Here is an 18,936-nt window from a genome sequence, read left to right as displayed (position 1 = left end):
ATGAAGTATCACCGCTGGTTCACTCCCTGGGTGCTGATCATCCCGGCGCTGGCCTGGCTGCTGGTGTTCAACCTGTGGCCGTCGATCAACACCGTGATCCTGTCGTTCACCAACGCCAGGCCGATCGGTGGCGGCACCTTCGTCGGGCTGAAGAACTTCGAGACCCTGCTGCACGACGAGCAGTTGCGGTACGCGCTGCTGAACAGCGTGATCTACATGGTTGTCTGCCTGCCGTTCCTGACGATCTTCCCGCTCCTGCTCGCCGTGCTGGTGGAGAAGAAGTTGCCGGGCATCACCTTCTTCCGGACCGCGTTCTACACCCCGGTGGTGGCCTCGGCGGTCGTGGTGGCGCTGATCTGGCAGTGGATCCTGGACGATCGCGGCCTGGTCAACGGCCTGGCCGAGAAGCTCGGCGTGATCTCGGGGCCACTGCCGTTCCTCAGCGACCAGTGGCTCTTGTTGCTCAGCGCAATCAGTCTGACGATCTGGAAGGGGCTCGGGTACTACATGATCATCTACCTCGCGGCCCTCGGGAACGTCGGCCGTGAACTGCACGAAGCGGCAGCAGTGGACGGGGCGTCGGCCTTCCGGCGCTTCGTCAACGTCACCATCCCGGGCGTTCGCGGCACGATGGTGCTGATCTCGATCCTGATCTCGGTGTCCGCGCTGCGGGTGTTCTCGGAGTTGTTCATCCTGTCCGGCGGCAAGGGTGGTCCCGGCGGCCGGGACAACTCGGTGGTGATGCTGATCCAGCAGTACAGCCAGGGCTTCGAGGGCAACCTCGGCTACGCGTCCGCGCTGTCGATCGTGCTGTTCTTCGTGACCGTCGTGCCGATGCTGGTGCTGGCCCGGCTCAACCGGAAGGGGGTCGAGGCATGAGCATCGTGACCGACCCCGCGCGACCGGTCGAAGTACCGGTGGAACCCGGTACTGCGAAGCCGCGGCGGCGTGGGTCGTTCGGGTTCAATTCGATCTCGCCGACCGAGAAGGTGGTCCGCTACCTGCTGCTGGTGTTCGTGCTGCTGATCACGATCGGGCCGTTCCTGTGGCAGCTGTCCACCTCGCTGAAGGGATCCGGGGAGGACATCTATACCCGGATCCCGCGGTTGCTGCCGTCCCAGCCGACGTTGTCGCACTACGGCGAGGTCGCGGACACCATCCCGGTCTGGGACTACATGAAGAACTCGCTGCTGGTCGCCGTACTGGTTGTCGGGGGCAACATTGTCGGCTCCTCGCTGGCCGGGTTCGCGTTGTCGCGGTTGCAGTTCCGGTTCCGGCGGATCGTGCTGGGGCTGTTCCTCGCGACGCTGGTGCTGCCGGGCGAGGTGACGATCATTTCGCAGTACGTGACGGTGCGGGAGCTCGGCCTCGCGAACACGCTCTTCGGGGTCGCGCTGCCCGGGATGATCGGTGCGCTGAACGTGCTGCTGATGTTCAACGCGTTCCGCTCGCTGCCGATCGAGGTCGACCAGGCGGCAGTGGTGGACGGGGCGAACGTCTGGCAGCGATTCGTCTACATCGGGCTGCCTTCGGTGCGCGGAACGATCAGCGTGGTGGCGATCTTCGCCTTCATCGGCGCCTGGGACGACTTCCTCTGGCCGCTGATCGTGCTGACCGACCCCGACAAGTACACGTTGACCGTCGGCCTGCAGTACCTGTCCGGCACCTTCAGCAACAACCCCCGCCTGATCGCCGCGGGCACCATGATCGCGTTCATCCCCATCGTCATCGTCTTCGCCGTCTGCCAACGCTTCTTCTTCAAAGGCGTAGAGGAGGGCGCCGTGAAGGGGTAAGTACCCGTTGCAATCCGCCCATTGCAAGGAGTTCCGTCATGTTGCGTAAGACAATCGCTTTTGCGACGGCAGCGCTGCTCGGTGCCGCGCTGCTCTCCACCGGAACGGCTCAGGCCGGTACGACGGCCGACAGCAAACGGGTCGTCGTCTACTACCAGACCCAGTATGTCAACGGGACATACGTGTCGCCGAAGGCGCTGACCGACAACAACACCGGCGTCACGAATGTGCTGGTCGGTGCGATCCACCTCGATCAGGACACCGTGCACTTGAACGACGACCCGCCGGACGCTGCCAAGTTCACCCAGATGTGGGCCGACCTGCACGCGATGCAGGCTGCCGGCGTCAAGGTGTCGGCCTTCGTCGGCGGTGCCGCGCAAGGGAGTTTCCAGCGGCTCGACACCGACTTCGCCACCTACTACCCGCGCCTGAAGAATCTGGTCACGACGTACGGGCTGGACGGCCTCGACCTGGATGTCGAGGAGAGCATGTCGCAGGCCGGGATCAACCGGCTGATCGACCAGCTCACCGCCGACTTCGGCACCGGCTTCATCATCACGCTGGCACCGGTCGCGACAGCCTTGACCGGCGGCGGCAACCTGTCGGGCTTCAACTACGAGACCTTGGAACGCGACCGCGGCGCCAACATCGACTGGTACAACGCGCAGTTCTACTGCGGCTGGGGCTCGATGGCGAACACCACCGGCTACGACAACATCATCAACCGCGGCCTGTTCACCCCGTCGAAGGTGGTCGCCGGCGTGGTGACGAACTCGGCCAACTGCAGCGGCTATGTCGCGCTGTCGACACTCAAGAACACTTTGGGGGCGTTGGTCGCGAAGTACCCGAGCTTCGGGGGAGTCGACGGCTGGGAGTACTTCAACTCCGACCCGGGCGGCACCTCGGCACCTTGGCAGTGGGCGCGTGAGATGACGTCGGCGATGTCCGGTTCCTCCGGTCCGGTCAACCTCGCGCTGAACAAGCCGGCCACCGGGTCGACCGCGTGCGCGACGTCCGAAGGTCCGGCGAAGGCGGTCAACGGCAGTGTCTCCGGTGGCAACTCGGACAAGTTCTGCTCGCTGGCGTCCTCGAAGTGGCTGCAGGTCGATCTGGGCTCGGCGCGAGCGCTCGGATCGGTCGAGATCTCGCACGCGTCGGCCGGCGGCGAGCCCACGTCGTACAACACCAAGGCCTTCACCCTGCAGACGTCGACCGATGGCAGCACGTGGACCACCCGGGCCACGGTCACCAACAACACCGCCGGCGTGACGACGCACTCGCTGGCCGGCGCAGTGGCCCGCTACGTCCGCCTCACCGTCACCACCCCGACCCAAGGCACCGACCCAGCCGCCCGCATCTACGAACTGAAGGTCTTCGCCTGACTCACCGAGCGGCCCGGCATGTGCTCTGTGCCGGGCCGTCCTCGCGGCCGTCGCCGAACATGTTCGCTACGAACTTGTTCGGGACGAACATGTTCGTTATGGTCGCCATATGAATGAACGGATTCGGAGTCGGCGGGAGCGGCCGGCCAAGGCGGCGTTGACGCGGGCTGGGATTGTGGCGACCGCGGTCGGACTCGTGCGAGCCGAAGGGCTGGCGCGGGTGACGATGCGGCGGCTGGCGCAGGAGCTCGATACCGGGGCGGCCTCGCTCTACGTGTACGTGCGGAACACTGCCGAGCTGCACGCGGCCGTGCTCGACGAATTACTCGGCGCCGTCGACCTGAGTCCGGTGACGGCGCCGGGCGACTGGCGAGAGCGACTCGAGCGCGTGCTGACGTCGTACGCCGAGGTGCTCTTCGAGTACCCCGGACTGGCTCAGTCCGCCTTGGTGGCGAGGCCATCGGGGGAGCGGTACCTGAATCTTGTCGAGGCGCTGCTGGACCTGCTCGACCAAGGCGGTGTGCCGAAGGGGCAGGCGGCGTGGGGGATCGACATTCTGCTGCTGTTCGCCACGGCGCAGGCGGCTGAGCATGCGGTTGTGGATCCGCGAGCGAGTGGCACCGAGGAGCAGTCGTCGCAGGACTGGGCGGCGCTGGCAAACGCAGTACGGAATGCCTCGTCCGAGACCCATCCCCACCTGGTGGCGCAGGGCAACGACCTGCTGTCCGGGCCTGGGGAAGCACGGCTGGCGTGGGGATTCCGCGTCTTGATCAACGGTGTGCTCGGCACGCCGCGGCCCGAAGGAGCAGCGACATGAGCGCCCATCACCCGATCGCGATCATCGGTGCCGGACTCGGCGGGCTCATGCTCGCCCGCGTCCTGCACGTCAACGGCGTCACCTGCGCCGTCTTCGACCTGGACGCTTCGCCGACGGCGCGCAGCCAGGGCGGCATGCTGGACCTGCACGTCGATTCCGGCCAGGCGGCGCTGCGCGCAGCCGGCCTGTACGACGAATTCCGCGGGCTTGTGTTCCAAGGCGGAGAGGCGACGCGCATCCTCGACAAACACGGCGTGGTCCGCTTCGCGGAGGAGGACCATGGTGACGGCAGCGGCGAACACGACCGGCCGGAGGTCAACCGCCGCGACCTCCGCGACCTGCTGCTCGGTTCGCTGCCCGAGGGGACGATTCGATGGGGCGCCAAGGTCGTCGAGGCCCGGGCGCTCGGCGATGGGCGGCATGAAGTGATGCTTGCTGATGGCAACAAATTCACCACCGAGCTGCTGGTCGGCGCGGATGGTGCGTGGTCGAGGGTGCGCTCGCTGGTGTCCGATGCGAAGCCGTCGTACTGCGGGCTGTCGTTCGTCGAACTAAGTCTTGAAGGAGCCGACAAGCGTCATCCCGCGGCGGCTGGGCTGGTCGGTCAGGGCATGATGTTCGCGCTGAGCGACAGCAAGGGTTTCTTGGGGCATCGCGATCCGGACGGCTCGCTGCACGTCTACGCGGCGCTGCTGGCGGACGAGAGCTGGTCGACGTCGGGAGAGATCGACTTCGCCGACACCGAAAAGGCCAAGGTCGCGCTGGCGGAGTACTTCTCCGACTGGCACGAAGACTTCCTCGATCTCATCATCGGTGCCGACGGGGCGTTGGTTCCCCGGCCGATTCACGCACTGCCGATCGATCACCAGTGGGACCGTGTGCCCGGCGTGACGCTGGTGGGCGACGCGGCGCATCTGATGTCCCCGTTCGCCGGCGAAGGCGCCAACCTCGCCCTGCAGGACGGCGCCGAACTCGCCGCCGCCCTCGCCACCAACCCGGGTCGCCCGGAGGCCGCGCTGTCGCAGTACGAGGCAGCTTTGTTCCCGCGCAGCCAAGCCGCAGCCGCCCAGTCCGCCGACGGCCTCCTCTTGTGCTTCAACCCCGAAAGCCCCCAAGCCCTCCTCGACTTCTTCAACTCCATTCCCCGCTAACCAGTACTACGCGTCCTCCCTCCTCTCCCGGCCGAACTGCCGGGAGAGGTCGTTGTGTCTGGTGCGGATGCGGCGCAGACTGGCGTTATGGCCAGGAAGCGGTGGAGCGAGCTCGATCCTCGACTTCGGCAAGGGATTCTGCTCGGTGGCGCATTCGAAGCAGGGCTGAAGCTCGCTGCACTCATCGATCTGGCCCAGCGGCCGCGCAGTGACATTCGAGGCTCGAAGGCGGCTTGGGCAGCCGCGCTGACGCTGGTGAATTCGGGTGGCGTCGTGCCGATCGTCTACTTGTTGCGCGGACGCCGGATCCGCTAGGCGATCCTTGCGCCGGTACAGGACGGCTGTACACGTGTCCGCTCGCTGGCGCTCCGCACCAGCAGCGGGTGGACTTCGGTCGATTTACCGTCGTGGGGTGACTCGACCCTTTGACTATGACGCTGAGGTTCCGCGGTATCACGTGCGGCTGGTAGCGGCCGCGGCTGTGCAAGCCGATGACCACGTGCTCGACGTCGGCTGCGGTACCGGCCTGACCACGCGAGACGCCGCCAAGGCCGCGCGCTCCGGAAGTGCTGTCGGTGTCGACATCAACGCCACCAGCATCGACACCGCCCGGCGGCTCAGTGCGGAGGAAGGGCTGCGCAACATTCATTTCGAGCAGGCGGATGCGCAGGGGCATGCGTTTCCCGCGGCGGGGTTCTCGTTGGCGGTCAGCCGGTTCGGGACGATGTTCTTCGCTGATCCGGAGGCTGCGTTCGCCAACATCGCCCGGGCATTGCGGCCGGGGGCGCGGTTCGTGCAGTTGGTGTGGCAGGAGCGGGAGTACCAGCAGTGGGACCGCGTGATTCGGCAGGCCTTCGTGGGTGGGGACGATGCTCCGCTGACCGGCGAGGCATTCTCGCTCGCCGATCCGGCAACGGTCGAAGGGCTGCTGACCGCAGTGGGATTCACCGACCTGGAAATCACCGACATACGCGAGCCGGTGTACTACGGTCCTGACGCCGAAGCCGCCCGCGACGCCGCACTCCGCCTGCAACTGACGCAGAACTTGGTCGCGGAGCTCGACCCCACCGAGGCCGGGCAAGCTCTCGAACGTCTACTCGACGGCTACGAAGCCCATCGCACCTCGACAGGCATCTGGCTCGACACCCGCGCCTGGCTCATCACCGCGACCCGCCGATAGCAGCGCCCACCAGACCATCATCGGTGCCGTCGGGCCGGCCAAGTCTCGAGCCTCACATCCGGGCCCGCAGTACGTCGAACTCGCAGCCTGGCGAGTTCGGGTCGAAGCCGTGCTCGAGCAGCCAGCGGGAGGCGCCCAAGCTGCGCAGTGACCACCACGCGCGGATCACGTCGTAGTCGACGTCGCCGCCGTACCCGCCCACGAGATCGGCGAGACGTTCCTCGTGGCCGAGGGTCAAGGTCGCCAGGTCGAACATCGCATCGCCCTGGCTCGCCTCGGACCAGTCGATGATGCCGGTGACCTCGTCGCCGTCGACGAAGACGTGGGTGATCTGCAGGTCTCCGTGCGTGAACACAGGTGTCCAGGGCCGGAGCGCGGCCTCGGCGATCTCGCGGTTGCGCCTGACCAGGTCGGCCGGAAGCGCGCCGCTCGTGATGAGCCAGTCGCATTCGACGTCGAGGTGGGCCGCGATCTGTTCGCGGCTCTTCCGTCCGTGCCACGGCGGCAACGGTGACTCATGCAGCTTCCGGATCGCCGCGCCTGCCGCTGCCCACGCCGCCGACGACGCGGGCGACGGCTCACCGAGACGGCCGAGAGCGAGCCCACGGACGGCGGCGATCGCGAGCGCGGGCGGCTTGCGCCAAAGGATCTCCGGCGTCGGGACAGGCGCCAGCGCCATCGCTTCGACCTCGACGTCGAGGTTCGCCTGATCGCTGTCGATCTTGAGGAACACGTCTCCGACTCGCAACGTCACGCGTTCACTATGGGCAACGACGACCTCGACCTCTTCCACGCCGGCCATTGTCGCGAGGATGTCCGCCGGCGGCACCCGAATTCCGCGCGCGGCGGCTGTGGGTGAGATGTCAGCGACGCGAAGCGGGCGGGTGGACCTCGCCCGTGTACTTCTCGCCAGGACCGGTACCAGGCTCGTCGGGGATGGTCGAGGCTTCCTTGAAGGCGAGCTGGAGCGAGCGCAGGCCGTCGCGGAGCGGGGCAGCGTGGTGGTGGCCGAGGCTCGGAGCGGCGGCGTCGAGGAGGCCGGCCAGGGCGTCGATGAGCGAACGCGCCTCGTCCAGGTCCTGGTGGTCGGGCAGGTCCTCGGCGAGGCCGAGGTTGACGGCGGCGGCGCTCATCAGGTGCAGGGCGGCGGTCGAGATGATCTCCACACTGGGTACTTCGGCGATGTCGCGCGACACGGTCGACATCGGGTCCACCCGGGCCTCGGTCGCGGGGGTGGTTTCGGGTGAAGTGGAGATGGGGTCGGTCATGCTGCTACTCTTGCATGGCGACCGACCCGGTCCGTTGGTGACCCCTGAGCGGAATACTCGAGGGACTCCGGTGGTTCGAGTCTAAGCGGAGGGCCACCTCCCACCCAGTCGACGAAGAGTCGGCGGGTCCCGGTCACGCCGGCCAACCGGTCCGAGAGGACAGGCGGGACGGCGATCGTACGGCGTACTTTCCCGGGCAACCGGGGTTGCACCGCTGCCGATCTGGGAATTGGGCCTTCGTGTGGACGCACGAGGGCCTTTTGCTTTTCCGGCGAAGTGACCTCGGGCGATCACGAGGTGGTACCAGCAAACGAACAACCCAGGAGGACCCATCACCATTGAACTGCGCGTCAACGAGCGCATCCGCGTTCCCGAGGTGCGACTGGTCGGACCGAACGGTGAGCAGGTAGGCATCGTCCGGATCGAAGACGCACTGCGGTTGGCACAGGAAGCCGATCTCGACCTGGTCGAGGTTGCGGCCACGGCACGTCCGCCGGTCTGCAAGCTGATGGATTTCGGCAAGTACAAGTACGAGACCGCGCAGAAGGCGCGCGAGTCCCGCCGGAACCAGACCAACACCGTCATCAAAGAGATGAAGCTGCGGCCGAAGATCGACCCGCACGACTACGAGACCAAGAAGGGTCACGTCGTTCGGTTCCTGCGTGCCGGTGACAAGGTCAAGATCACCATCATGTTCCGTGGTCGCGAGCAGTCCCGCCCCGAGCTGGGGTTCCGGCTGCTGCAGCGGCTGGCCGAAGACGTCAGCGAGCTCGGCTTCGTCGAGTCCTCGCCGCGCCAGGACGGCCGGAACATGATCATGGTGCTCGGACCGCACAAGAAGAAGTCCGAGGCGCGCGTGGACGTGGAAGCCGAGAAGGCCAAGAAGCTCGCCGAGCACGAGGCCGAGCAAGAGGCCGAGCGGATCGAGCGGGCCGAGCAACTCAAGCAGTACGAGGCCGAGAAGGCAGCCGGGGCCACCAAGAAGCCCAAGGGTCCGGCAGACAACCTCGACCCGGAGTGACGTGTCGCTCCGGCCGCGAGGTTGAAACGCATCGCAGCCGGAGCAACAGCACCGGTCGAGTCAACGAAAGAGACCAGGAGTACATAGCCATGCCGAAGATGAAGACCCACTCGGGTGCCAAGAAGCGCGTCCGGGTCACGGGTTCGGGCAAGCTGCTGCGCGAGCGCACCGGCCGTCGCCACAAGCTCGAGGAGAAGTCGAGCCGCCGGACCCGCCGGCTGGCCGGCACCATCGAGGTCTCGCCGACGCACGCCAAGAAGTTCAAGAAGCTGCTCGGCATCTGAGCTGCCCTTCCCCCACCCCGAACACCCCGCCGGGTGGACGAACTTCTTCCGGCGCAGAAATACAAGGAGTAACACCTCATGGCACGCGTGAAGCGGGCAGTCAACGCCCACAAGAAGCGCCGGGTCGTACTGGAGCAGGCCAGCGGTTACCGCGGCCAGCGCTCGCGGCTTTACCGCAAGGCGAAGGAGCAGGTCACCCACTCGCTCGTCTACGCCTACCGTGACCGCAAGGCGCGCAAGGGCGACTTCCGCAAGCTGTGGATCCAGCGCATCAACGCTGCGTCCCGCGCGGAGGGCCTGACCTACAACCGCCTCATCCAGGGTCTTCGCCTGGCCGAGGTCGAGGTCGACCGCAAGATCCTCGCCGACCTGGCCGTCAACGACGCGCCGGCGTTCTCGGCGCTGGTCGCGCTGGCGAAGGCGGCCCTGCCGGCCGACCTGAACGCCAAGAGCGACGCCGCGGCCTGAGCCGCAGCGACGACCCGGTAGCAAGCACCGAAGTGGCGAGCCCTGGTCTGCTGACCGCGCAATCCGTGCGGATCAAGCAGGCCCGGAGGCTCGCCACTCGTGCGTTCCGGAAGAAGTCCGGCCGGTTCCTGGTCGAGGGCCCGCAGGCGGTCCGGGAGGCCCTCGAGCACCGCGAACTGGTGGTCGAGGTGTACGCCGAACCCGATGTCGCCACCCGGCACCGCGACCTGCGCGACCTGGCCCAGCTCGCCGACGTCCCGTGGTACGACGTGAATCGGGCAGCGATCGAAGTACTGAGTGACACGGTCACCTCCCAAGGTGTCGTCGCCGTCTGCACGCTGGTCGACGTCGCGCTGGAAGAGGCAGTACGCCGTACTGCGCGGCTGGTGGCCGTCGGCGTCCAGACTCGCGACCCCGGCAACGTCGGCACCTTGATCCGTACTGCGGACGCGGCCGGCGCGGACGCCGTCGTACTGTCCGCCGAGTCCGTGGATCCGCACAATCCCAAGGCCGTCCGGGCCAGCGTCGGCAGTCTGTTCCATCTGCCGATCACGGTTGAGGCGGATGTGGTCACGGCGGCGAAGTCGTGGCGCGAGCAAGGCCTGCAGGTTCTCGCGGCCGATGGGTACGGCAGCACGGACCTCGACGAGTGCATCGACGACGGCACGCTCGCGAAGCCGTCCGTCTGGCTGTTCGGCAACGAGGCACATGGGCTGCCCGACGGGTTCGACGCGATCGTCGATCGCTCGGTGAAGGTCCCGATCTACGGTCGGGCCGAGTCACTCAACCTCGCCACCGCCGCGGCCGTCTGCCTTTACGCGTCGGCCCGGGCGCAACGGCGTACGGACTGAATTACTTCTTCACGCGGGTTTCGAGGCCGTCGAGGAGGGCTTCGAGGCCGAAGGTGAAGGACTCGCTGAAGGTCGTGTCGATGTCGCGAGCGACCCTGCGGTTCAAGGCTTCGCGCATGGCGGGGTCGGCGACGGCTTCGGCCTGCTGGATCACCTCGCCGGCCCACTCGGTCAATGAGCGGCCGGACTTGCTGGTGATCTCGCGGGTCGCGACCTCCGCGCTGGCGGTCCCGAGGGTGTAGGCCATCACGCTGCCCATCGCGTAGTCGAGATCCTTGCCGGTGAAGCCGGCCGCGCCGAACAGGACCAGGCCGCGGGAACCCATCGTCATCGCATTCGGCCCGATGCTCGGCCGGGTGTACATCACCTCGGGCAGCCAGTGATGCCGCAGTACGGCGGCGCGCAGGCTGTGGCCGAACAAGAGGGCGCCGTTGCGCCACCCTGCCAGCGTGGGATCGGGTACGTCGATCTCGCCCCAGACCTCGTCGATGAGCAGGTCGATCAGGTCGTCCTTGGTCGGGACGTGCCAATAGAGGCTGGTCGCTCCTGCGCCGAGCTTGGCGGCGAGCTTGCGGATGCTCAGGCCGGCCAATCCCTCGGTGTCCAGCGTCGTCATCGCGGCAGCCACGATCTGCTCCCGGCTGAGCGTCTCGCGCGCCGGCGCCGCGGCTCGTTGCCGGGTCCAGATCGATTCCTTCATGAGCCCATCCTAGCCAATCCACTGGAACACTGTGCGAGTCTTGTCGTACAGTGTGCGAGTGACTAGTACACCGTACGAGTCCACGGCGACCGGTCATCCGCGACGCTGGTGGATCCTGCTGATTCTTTGTCTGAGCTTGCTGGTGCTGGTGGTCGACAACACCGTGCTCAACCTGGCGATCCCGTCGCTGATGCGCGACCTGTCCGCGACGCCGGCGGACGTGCAGTGGATCATCGACGCCTACATCCTGGCGTTCGCCGGTCTGTTGCTGACCGCGGGCAGCCTGTCCGACCGGTTCGGGCGGCGGAAGGTGCTGCTGATCGGGCTGGTGCTGTTCGGTCTGGCCTCACTGCTGGCCACGCTCGCGGAGAACCCGTGGCAACTGATCGCCTGCCGCGGCCTGATGGGTGTCGGTGGCTCGCTGCTGATGCCGAGCACGCTGTCGCTGCTGTTCACGGTGTTCCCGCCGGAGGAGCAGCGCAAGGCGATGGCCGGCTGGTCGATGGTCGCGATGGTCGGCGTGATCGCCGGTCCGACGGTCGGCGGCGTGCTGCTCGAACACTTCTGGTGGGGCTCGATCTTCCTGCTGAACGTGCCGATCGCGGTGGTCGCGATCATCGGCGCGGTCGTGATGATCCCGGAGTCGCGGGGACCGGCGCGCGATGTCGATCCCGGTGGGGCCGTGCTTTCGATCATCGGAATGGCCGCGCTGGTCTGGGCGATCATCTCCATTCCCGCACACGGGTTCCTCTCGGCGAAGGTGCTCGGCGGACTGGTCGTCGGCCTGGTCGGTCTGACCGGGTTCGCCTTGTGGGAGCGGCGTAGTGAGCACCCGATGGTGCCGCTGGAGTTGTTCAAGAACCGGAACTTCAGCGGGACGAGCTTCTCGATCGTGTTGCTGTCGTTCACCGCCGGCGGGTTGCTGCTCGCGCTGACGCAGTACTTGCAGTTCGTCCTCGGGTACAGCCCGCTGAAGGCCGGCCTCGCGCTCATCCCGTACGCCGCTTCGGCGATGCTCTTCAACGGTCTCGGGGCGACGCTCGGGAAGAAGATGGCCGACCGGACGCTGATCGCGGTCGGGCTGGTGATCATCGCGGTGGGCTTCGGGATCCTGACGCAGGTGAGTACGTCGTCGGGGTACGGCCTGTTGATCGTCGGACTGCTGGTGATGGGCATCGGCGGCGGACTGGCCGGGCCGGCGGCGTACACGCTGCTGATGCAGTCTGTGCCGGCTGAGCACCGGGGCGTGGGGTCCGCGATGAACGACACCGTGCAGCAGGCGGGTGCGGCGCTTTCGGTCGCAGTACTGGGAAGTGTTCTTGCTGGGGCTTACTCGTCGTCGTTGCCCGACTCGGTTCCGGAGGCCGCGCGGAAGTCGATCGCCGACACGCTCGCGCTCGGTCCGGACTTCGTCGGCGCGGCTCGTGGTGCGTTCACCGACGCGATGTCGATCGCGATGACGGCCGGTGCGGTAGGCGCGCTGGCCGGAGCGCTCGTCGCTGCGATCGCGTTGCCTCGGCGTACGGACCAACCGGCCGTCGAGGTGTCCGCTACGGAAGGCGGCGTTGACGAGATCGGTGACCGCGTGGCACCTTGAGCGGAGCGCGCGCCAGGGCGCCTCCTCTCCGCGGCAAGCACCGAGTGCACCTGGGAAGACCTGAGATGACGTGTGGCCGACGAACTCCTTCGGGACGGCCCGGTTCAGCGGAGCGGGTAGTCCCGGAAGGATTCGCCGATGTCCACTTCGTCGCTGCCCGCGAAAGCCAGCCTGAGCCAGCTCCGCACCCGGGCCAAGGATCTCCGCAAGGCCGTCGCCAAGGCCCGGCCGGACGCGATCGCCCGGGTGCGGGCGCACCACCCGGAGTACAGAGGGAACGCAGTCGACCCAGCCGCCTTCACCCTGCGGGACGCGCAACTGACGATCGCGCGTGAGCACGGTATGAACGGCTGGGCCGAACTGATGGAGAAGGTCGCCACCGAACTCGTCGAAGGGCGCGAACTGCACCGGTACTTCGGGGTCGAGTTGAACAACGAGACCTGGGACCTGATGGACCAGATCGACGAGAACAGCCCGGTCGGTGATCAGGAGCGTCTGCTGTACGGCGCTTATGCGGCCTGTCTCCATTGGCTCGAGGCGGGCAACGAGGCGAACCACGCGCGCGGCGAATACACGATCGCCCGGGCCGCCCTCCGCATCGGCCGCCCGGCGCTCGGCCTGGAGCACGCACGCCGCTGCCTCGAACTGGTCCTCGCCCACCCCGACCGGATGGCCGACTGGGACGAACCCTTCGCCCACGAAGCCCTCGCCCGAGCCCTCGCCGCCACCGGCTCCCCGGACCTGGCTCGGGCGGAGCTGGCGCGGGCGCAGGAACTCACCGCAGCAGTCGCCGAAGAAGGCGACCGCAAGGTCCTCCTCGACGAACTCGCCAAGGAACCCTGGTTCGGCTTGTAACCTCCTACGCGGGCACCCTGCGCCGCAGGCTCAGGGTGCTGATCCCAAGCGCACCAAGTCGCACTCTGTGGACGACCGATTCACGCTCGGGGCCTGTGGGTTCCTAGACTGCGGGCAGCAGTTTCAGATATCAGCGACCCCGGGAAGAGAGCCATGTCCGGTCCCAACAAGAACTACGACCCGGTCGAGGTGACACCTCTGCACGCCGACGAGGTCGAACGGACGCGCGACGAGGCACTCGACGCCTTCGCCAAGGCGGCCGATCTGGCCGCGTTGCAGGAGGCGAAGCTGGCCCACCTGGGCGACCGCTCGCCGATCGCGCTGGCCAACCGGGAGATCGGGGCGCTGCCGCCGCAAGGTCGCAAGGAGGCCGGCCAGCGGATCGGCTCGGCGCGAAAGGCGATCAACGAGGCGTACGCCGCCCGGCTCGCCACGCTCGAGGCCGAGCACGAGGAGCGGATGCTCGCCACCGAGCGGGTCGACGTCACCCTCCCGTGGCACACCCCGCAGCTCGGCGCTCGGCACCCGCTGAGCCTGATCTCGGAGCAGGTCGCCGACGTGTTCACCGCGCTCGGCTGGGACGTCGCGGAAGGCCCCGAGGTCGAGGCCGAGTGGCTCAACTTCGACGCCCTCAACTTCCAGCCCGATCACCCGGCGCGGCAGATGCAGGACACCTTCTTCGTCGAGCCCGCCGGCTCCGGGACGGTACTGCGGACGCATACGTCGCCAGTGCAGGCCCGGTCGATGCTGACCCGCAAGCCGCCCATCTACGTGATCTGCCCCGGCCGCGTCTTCCGCACCGACGAGCTGGACGCGACCCACACGCCCGTCTTCTACCAGGTCGAGGGCCTGGTCGTGGACGAAGGAATCACGCTCGCGCACCTCAAGGGCACGCTGGACCACTTCGTCGTCTCCATGTTCGGCGAGGGCCTCGAAGCCCGCCTGCGGCCGAACTTCTTCCCGTTCACCGAGCCGTCGGCCGAGGTGGACCTGAAGTGCTTCGTCTGCCGCGGCGCCTCCGTCGGCAACCCGGACCGCCCGTGCCGCACGTGTGGCAGCGAGGGCTGGATCGAGTGGGGCGGCTGCGGTGTGGTCAACCCGCGCGTCCTGCAGGCCTGCGGCATCGACACCGACCGGTACTCCGGGTTCGCGTTCGGGATGGGCCTGGAGCGGACGCTGATGTTCCGCAACGGGGTCGAGGACATGCGCGACATGGTCGAGGGTGATGTGCGGTTCAGCCGCCAGTTCGGGATGGAGATCTGATGCGGGTCCCACTGTCATGGCTTCGTGAGTACGTCGAGCTGCCGGCCGGCGTGACCGGTCGCGAGGTCGGCGAGAAGCTGGTTCGCGCCGGGCTCGAGGTGGAGACGGTCGAGGAGGCCGGTGCCGGGATGACCGGGCCGTTGGTGGTCGGCAAGGTGCTCAGCTACGAGCCGGAGCCGCAGAAGAACGGCAAGACCATCCGCTGGTGCTCGCTCGACATCGGCAAGGACGAGCCGCAGTGGGTCGTCTGCGGCGCGAGTAACTTCGAGGTCGGCGACCTGGTCGTCGTCGTTCTGCCAGGTGCGGTGCTGCCGGGTGGGTTCGCGATCTCCGCGCGCAAGACCTACGGGCACGTGTCGAACGGGATGATCTGTTCGAGCGCTGAGCTCGGTCTGGGCGACGACGGTACGCACGGCATCGTCGTACTGCAGCCCGGTGAGGCAACCCCGGGCGACGACGCGATCGAGTTGCTCGGGCTGCGCGACGACGTGCTCGACATCGCCGTGACCCCGGATCGCGGCTACTGCCTGTCGATCCGCGGTGTCGCCCGCGAGGCGGCCACGGCGTACGGCGTGGAGCTCAAGGACCCGGCGGCGCTCACGCTGACGGGGTCTGGCGAGGGCGGCTACCCGGTACGGATCGACGACGCCGGGGCGTGCAGCGTGTTCGTCACCCGCACCGTGACCGGGATCGACCCGAAGGCGCCGTCGCCGCGCTGGCTGCAGCAGCGGCTGGTGATGTCGGGGATGCGGCCGATCTCGATCGGTGTCGACGTCACCAACTACGTGATGCTCGAACTCGGTCAGCCGATCCACGGCTACGACAAGGACCGGCTCAGCGGCGATATCGGCGTACGGTGTGCGTCGGCGGGCGAGAAGCTGATGACGCTGGACGACCAGACGCGTGAGCTCGACCCCGAGGACCTGCTGATCACCGACGATTCCGGTCCGATCGGCGTGGCCGGGGTGATGGGTGGTGCGTCGACCGAGATCTCCGAGTCGACCACCGACGTGGTGATCGAGGCGGCGCACTTCGACCCGATCGTGATCGCGCGGTCGTCGCGCCGGCACAAGCTGTCGTCGGAGGCGTCGCGCCGGTTCGAGCGCGAGGTCGACCCGGAGCTGCCGCGGTACGCCGCGCAGCGGGTCGCCGACCTGCTGGCTGAGCTGGCCGGCGGCACGATCGAGCCCGACGAGACCGTCATCGACACGCACCTGCTGCCGAAGCGCATCACCATCCGCGCCGACCACGCAGCCCGCGTCGCGGGCGCCCCGATCTCTGTCGACGAGACCGTCGCCCACCTCACCTCGGTCGGCTGCGTAGTTGCCAAGGGCAACGAGAGTGGTGCGGTTGACGGTAGCGCTGAGATGCTGACGATCACGCCGCCGTCGTGGCGGCCGGATCTTCGGGATCCGAACGACTTCGCCGAAGAGGTCATCCGGCTGTACGGGTACGACAACGTCCCGTCGGTCCTGCCGAAGGCACCCGGTGGTCAGGGCCTGACCGTGTCGCAGCGGCGTCGGCGCCGGATCGCCACCGCGCTCGTCGGTGCGGGGCTGACCGAGGTCGTGTCCTACCCGTTCGTGGGTGACGCCGACTTCGACGCAATGGGGCTGCCCGCCGACGACCCACGCCGTACGACGGTCAAGCTGGTCAACCCGATCTCCGACGAAGAGCCGTCGATGCAGACGACTCTGCTGCCGACGCTGCTCCGGACCGCCGAGCGCAACGTCGGCCGTGGCTCCAGCGACCTGGCGATCTTCCAGACCGGCCTGGTCTTCCTGCCCCGGCCTGACGCGAAGCCCGCCCCGCTGCCGGCCGTCACGCAACGGCCGAGCGACGAAGAGATCCAGGCCCTGTACGACGCGCTGCCGGACCAGCCGCTCCACCTCGGAGTCGTCCTGACCGGTGCCCGGATTCCCACCGGCTGGTGGGGCAAGGGTCAGCCGTCGACGTGGTCCGACGCCGTACAGGTCGCAAGGACCGTGACCGCGTCGGTCGGCGTCGAGGCGCAGTTGCGCAACGTCGAGCTTGCTCCCTGGCATCCGGGTCGCTGCGCCGAGGTTTCGGTGGACGGCAAGGTGATCGGGCATGCGGGTGAGCTGCATCCGAAGGTGTGCCAGGCGTTCGGCTTGCCGGCGAGGTCGGGCGCGGTTGAGCTCGACCTGGATGCGCTGATCGCGGTTGGTCCGCAGTCCGTCACCGCTCAGCCGTTCTCGTCGTACCCGGTGGCGAAGGAGGACGTGGCGTTGATCGTCGCGGCCGAGGTTCCCGCCAAGGATGTCGAGGCGGCGCTGGCCGAGGGTGCGGGCGAGCTACTGGAGTCGATCCGGCTGTTCGACCTGTACACCGGTGAGCAGATCGGCGAGGGCAAGAAGTCGCTCGCGTTCGCGCTGCGCTTCCGTGCCCAGGACCGGACGCTGACCGAGACCGAGGTCGCCGAAGCCCGCCAAGCCGCCGTCCAGGTCGCCGTCGACCGCTTCCAAGCCGTCCAACGAGTCGGCTAACGCCGGACCTCCACGCCATCAGTACCTCGGTTGTCGGTGGTCCGCCGCGTCGCCCTGGCGCTCAGAGATCTGGTCAGGGCGGAGCGGTGGGGGCGTACTGATGGCGTGGCGGTTCGCTTCACTGTGGCGCGACTGGTGCTTGGGGGAGGATAAGCGGGTGAAGGTGATGGGTGAGAGCCCGAGAGTCGCGGTGGCGGCGCCGAACAGGGCGGCGGCTGAGGCGGGGGTGCGGGTTGCGGCCGAGGGTGGGAACGCCGTTGACGCCGCGATCGCCGCGACGCTCGTGACGATGGTGAACGAGATCGGGGTCGTCTCGCCGGCGTCCGGTGGGTTCGTGACGCTGCAGGTCGCCGGTGGTGACGCGGTCACGATCGACGGCTGGGTGGAGATGCCCGGCCGCGGCCTGCCCACCGACAAGTTCGGCCGCGGCGTCTGGGACGTGACCACGGAGTACGGCGGTGGCACGACGACCACCGTCGGACACGGTTCCGTCGCGACCCCCGGTGGGCTCAAGGCGCTCGACCTCGCTCACCAGCGATCCGGCAAGGCGCCGTGGAGTGAGGTGGTCCGGCCCGCGATCGAGGTGGCGCGCCAGGGCTTCCCGCTCAGCCGCACCTCGGGGTACTACCTCGGCTACACCCACGAGATCATCTTCGGCTGGCATCAGCCGAGTCATCAGGTCGTGCACGACGACGACGGCGTGGTGATCAAGGCGGGCAGCACAGTGATCATCCCGGAGCTGGCCGAGGCCTTGGAGCTGATCGCGAAGGACGGCGCCGAGACGCTCTACACCGGCGAACTCGCCGAGCTGTTGATCCGCGACATGGCCGACAACGAGGGCATCCTCACCGCACAGGACCTGGCGGCGTACGAGGCGGTCGTCCGTCCCGCGCTCGTCGTCCGGCAGAACGGCTGGCGGCTGGCGACGAACCCACCGCCCGCGGTCGGGGGAGTCGCAGTCGCCGCGATGCTTTCGTTGCTGGCCGGCGTTCCCAGTCAGGGCAGCTGGAATCCGGCCGAGCTCGAGCGGCTCATCGACGTGCAGCACGCCGTCTTCGGTCAGCGGCTCGCCGAGCTGGACCAGGAAGACGTACGCAAGCTGGAAGGCCAGAAGCTACTCGACCTTGCCGCTGGGGGAGACCTGCGCGCGCTCAGTTCACCCAGTACGGCGACGGTCTCGGTGGTCGACGACCAAGGCGACGCCTGTGCGATCACGGTCTCGTCCGGCTACGGCTCCGGTGTGATGACGCCGGGTACCGGGATCTGGCTCAACAACGCGCTGGGCGAGCAAGAGCTCGTGCACGGCGGTCCGCACAGCCTGGCGCCCGGCACCCGGCTGACCTCGAACATGGCGCCGAGCGTGGCCCGCCGCGACAGCGACGGCGCGGTCCTGGCGATCAGTTCGCCCGGCTCGGACCGGATCCCGAGCGCGATCGCGCAGGTGTATGCGCTCTACACACACGGTGGCCTGCCACTGACCGAAGCCGTCGAGCATCCCAGGCTGCACGTCCGGGTCCGCGAGGACGTCGTCGTCGACTACGAGGACGACCTCGACGTTTTCGGATCCACCAGCCTGCCGAGCCGGCCGATGCCACCGCACTCGATGTACTTCGGCGGCGTCGCCGCGGCCTTCTGGGACCCCACCGACGGGCTCCTCGCGGTCGGCGACCCCCGCCGAACCGGCGCCATCGCGGTCTCACCGGAAACCAGCCGCTGATCAGATCGGGGTAGAGCTAAACCCGGTGCGGGTGGCAACTTGCTGCCACTTTAGGATCTGGGTGATCTTTTCGGCCGGCTGC

19 protein-coding genes are annotated in these 18,936 nt (G+C 67.8%); 16 read left to right on the top strand and 3 right to left on the bottom strand.

The window, feature by feature from the left end; all coding sequences use genetic code 11:
* From DIZ26_RS19570 to DIZ26_RS19540, 7 genes are all read left to right on the top strand, one after another.
* Entirely contained in the window at nucleotides 1–879 is an 879-nt protein-coding gene (locus DIZ26_RS19570; RefSeq protein ID WP_112243553.1) for a carbohydrate ABC transporter permease, read from the top strand.
* On the top strand, nucleotides 876–1,793 hold the full coding sequence (locus DIZ26_RS19565) for a carbohydrate ABC transporter permease (RefSeq protein WP_112243551.1): 918 nt from the start codon (nucleotides 876–878) through the stop codon (nucleotides 1,791–1,793). Before DIZ26_RS19570 ends, DIZ26_RS19565 begins: the two co-directional genes overlap by 4 nt.
* Nucleotides 1,794–1,831: 38 nt before the next feature.
* Nucleotides 1,832–3,175, top strand: coding sequence for a discoidin domain-containing protein (locus DIZ26_RS19560; protein WP_112243549.1), 1,344 nt, complete (start codon nucleotides 1,832–1,834; stop codon nucleotides 3,173–3,175).
* Between the two features lie 109 nt (nucleotides 3,176–3,284).
* Complete coding sequence (locus DIZ26_RS19555; RefSeq protein WP_112243547.1) at nucleotides 3,285–3,992, top strand: TetR/AcrR family transcriptional regulator; 708 nt, start codon at nucleotides 3,285–3,287, stop codon at nucleotides 3,990–3,992.
* Nucleotides 3,989–5,143: an FAD-dependent oxidoreductase gene (locus DIZ26_RS19550; protein WP_112243545.1), complete on the top strand. Its 1,155-nt coding sequence runs from the start codon at nucleotides 3,989–3,991 to the stop codon at nucleotides 5,141–5,143. The genes DIZ26_RS19555 and DIZ26_RS19550 overlap by 4 nt, the downstream gene beginning before the upstream one ends.
* A gap of 87 nt (nucleotides 5,144–5,230) precedes the next feature.
* A complete protein-coding gene (locus tag DIZ26_RS19545; protein WP_112243543.1) occupies nucleotides 5,231–5,458 on the top strand; it encodes a hypothetical protein in 228 nt (75 codons plus the stop codon).
* A 97-nt stretch (nucleotides 5,459–5,555) separates the two neighbouring features.
* Nucleotides 5,556–6,323, top strand: a complete 768-nt coding sequence (locus DIZ26_RS19540; RefSeq protein ID WP_112243541.1) for a class I SAM-dependent methyltransferase — start codon at nucleotides 5,556–5,558, stop codon at nucleotides 6,321–6,323.
* 52 nt (nucleotides 6,324–6,375) lie between these two features.
* Here DIZ26_RS19540 and DIZ26_RS19535 read toward each other — a convergent pair whose 3' ends face one another.
* Together DIZ26_RS19535 and DIZ26_RS19530 are read right to left on the bottom strand one after the other, a co-directional pair.
* Entirely contained in the window at nucleotides 6,376–7,116 is a 741-nt protein-coding gene (locus DIZ26_RS19535) for an aminoglycoside phosphotransferase family protein (protein WP_112244424.1), read from the bottom strand.
* Between the two features lie 70 nt (nucleotides 7,117–7,186).
* The gene (locus tag DIZ26_RS19530) at nucleotides 7,187–7,591 is read right to left on the bottom strand and encodes a DUF1844 domain-containing protein (RefSeq protein ID WP_112243539.1); all 405 of its coding nucleotides are present in this window, start codon (nucleotides 7,589–7,591) and stop codon (nucleotides 7,187–7,189) included.
* Nucleotides 7,592–7,967: 376 nt separating this feature from the next.
* Between DIZ26_RS19530 and infC the strand changes: the two genes are divergently transcribed.
* From infC to DIZ26_RS19510, 4 genes are all read left to right on the top strand, one after another.
* Nucleotides 7,968–8,612 (top strand): translation initiation factor IF-3, encoded by a 645-nt coding sequence (gene infC, locus DIZ26_RS19525; RefSeq protein WP_232828459.1) that lies wholly within the window; start codon nucleotides 7,968–7,970, stop codon nucleotides 8,610–8,612.
* Between the two features lie 89 nt (nucleotides 8,613–8,701).
* The gene (gene rpmI / locus DIZ26_RS19520; protein WP_112243535.1) at nucleotides 8,702–8,896 is read left to right on the top strand and encodes a 50S ribosomal protein L35; all 195 of its coding nucleotides are present in this window, start codon (nucleotides 8,702–8,704) and stop codon (nucleotides 8,894–8,896) included.
* 78 nt (nucleotides 8,897–8,974) lie between these two features.
* The gene (gene rplT, locus DIZ26_RS19515; protein ID WP_112243533.1) at nucleotides 8,975–9,364 is read left to right on the top strand and encodes a 50S ribosomal protein L20; all 390 of its coding nucleotides are present in this window, start codon (nucleotides 8,975–8,977) and stop codon (nucleotides 9,362–9,364) included.
* Between the two features lie 32 nt (nucleotides 9,365–9,396).
* Nucleotides 9,397–10,215, top strand: a complete 819-nt coding sequence (locus DIZ26_RS19510) for a TrmH family RNA methyltransferase (protein WP_112243531.1) — start codon at nucleotides 9,397–9,399, stop codon at nucleotides 10,213–10,215.
* Between the two features lies 1 nt (nucleotide 10,216).
* Here DIZ26_RS19510 and DIZ26_RS19505 read toward each other — a convergent pair whose 3' ends face one another.
* Complete coding sequence (locus DIZ26_RS19505) at nucleotides 10,217–10,915, bottom strand: TetR/AcrR family transcriptional regulator C-terminal domain-containing protein (RefSeq protein ID WP_112243528.1); 699 nt, start codon at nucleotides 10,913–10,915, stop codon at nucleotides 10,217–10,219.
* Between the two features lie 58 nt (nucleotides 10,916–10,973).
* Here DIZ26_RS19505 and DIZ26_RS19500 point away from each other — a divergent pair, with 58 nt between their 5' ends.
* The 5 genes from DIZ26_RS19500 to DIZ26_RS19480 all read left to right on the top strand — a co-directional run bounded on the left by DIZ26_RS19500 (nucleotide 10,974) and on the right by DIZ26_RS19480 (nucleotide 18,854).
* Nucleotides 10,974–12,512 carry an MFS transporter gene (locus tag DIZ26_RS19500; RefSeq protein WP_232828458.1) on the top strand — a complete coding sequence of 513 codons (1,539 nt, stop codon included), beginning with the start codon at nucleotides 10,974–10,976 and terminating at the stop codon, nucleotides 12,510–12,512.
* Nucleotides 12,513–12,650: 138 nt separating this feature from the next.
* The gene (locus tag DIZ26_RS19495; protein ID WP_112243527.1) at nucleotides 12,651–13,367 is read left to right on the top strand and encodes a hypothetical protein; all 717 of its coding nucleotides are present in this window, start codon (nucleotides 12,651–12,653) and stop codon (nucleotides 13,365–13,367) included.
* A gap of 153 nt (nucleotides 13,368–13,520) precedes the next feature.
* Nucleotides 13,521–14,630: a phenylalanine--tRNA ligase subunit alpha gene (pheS, locus tag DIZ26_RS19490; RefSeq protein ID WP_112243525.1), complete on the top strand. Its 1,110-nt coding sequence runs from the start codon at nucleotides 13,521–13,523 to the stop codon at nucleotides 14,628–14,630.
* Nucleotides 14,630–17,137 (top strand): phenylalanine--tRNA ligase subunit beta, encoded by a 2,508-nt coding sequence (pheT, locus tag DIZ26_RS19485; RefSeq protein WP_112243523.1) that lies wholly within the window; start codon nucleotides 14,630–14,632, stop codon nucleotides 17,135–17,137. The genes pheS and pheT overlap by 1 nt, the downstream gene beginning before the upstream one ends.
* Before the next feature lie 166 nt (nucleotides 17,138–17,303).
* Nucleotides 17,304–18,854: a gamma-glutamyltransferase gene (locus DIZ26_RS19480; protein ID WP_112244420.1), complete on the top strand. Its 1,551-nt coding sequence runs from the start codon at nucleotides 17,304–17,306 to the stop codon at nucleotides 18,852–18,854.
* The last annotated feature ends 82 nt before the right edge of the window (nucleotides 18,855–18,936 follow it).

Origin of the sequence: Kribbella monticola (assembly GCF_003261635.1) — a bacterium.
In the GTDB taxonomy this organism is placed as follows: Bacteria; Actinomycetota; Actinomycetes; order Propionibacteriales; family Kribbellaceae; genus Kribbella; species Kribbella monticola.
The sequence above is the reverse complement of the archived record's forward strand: the minus strand, read 5'-3'. Positions and strand labels throughout refer to the sequence as shown.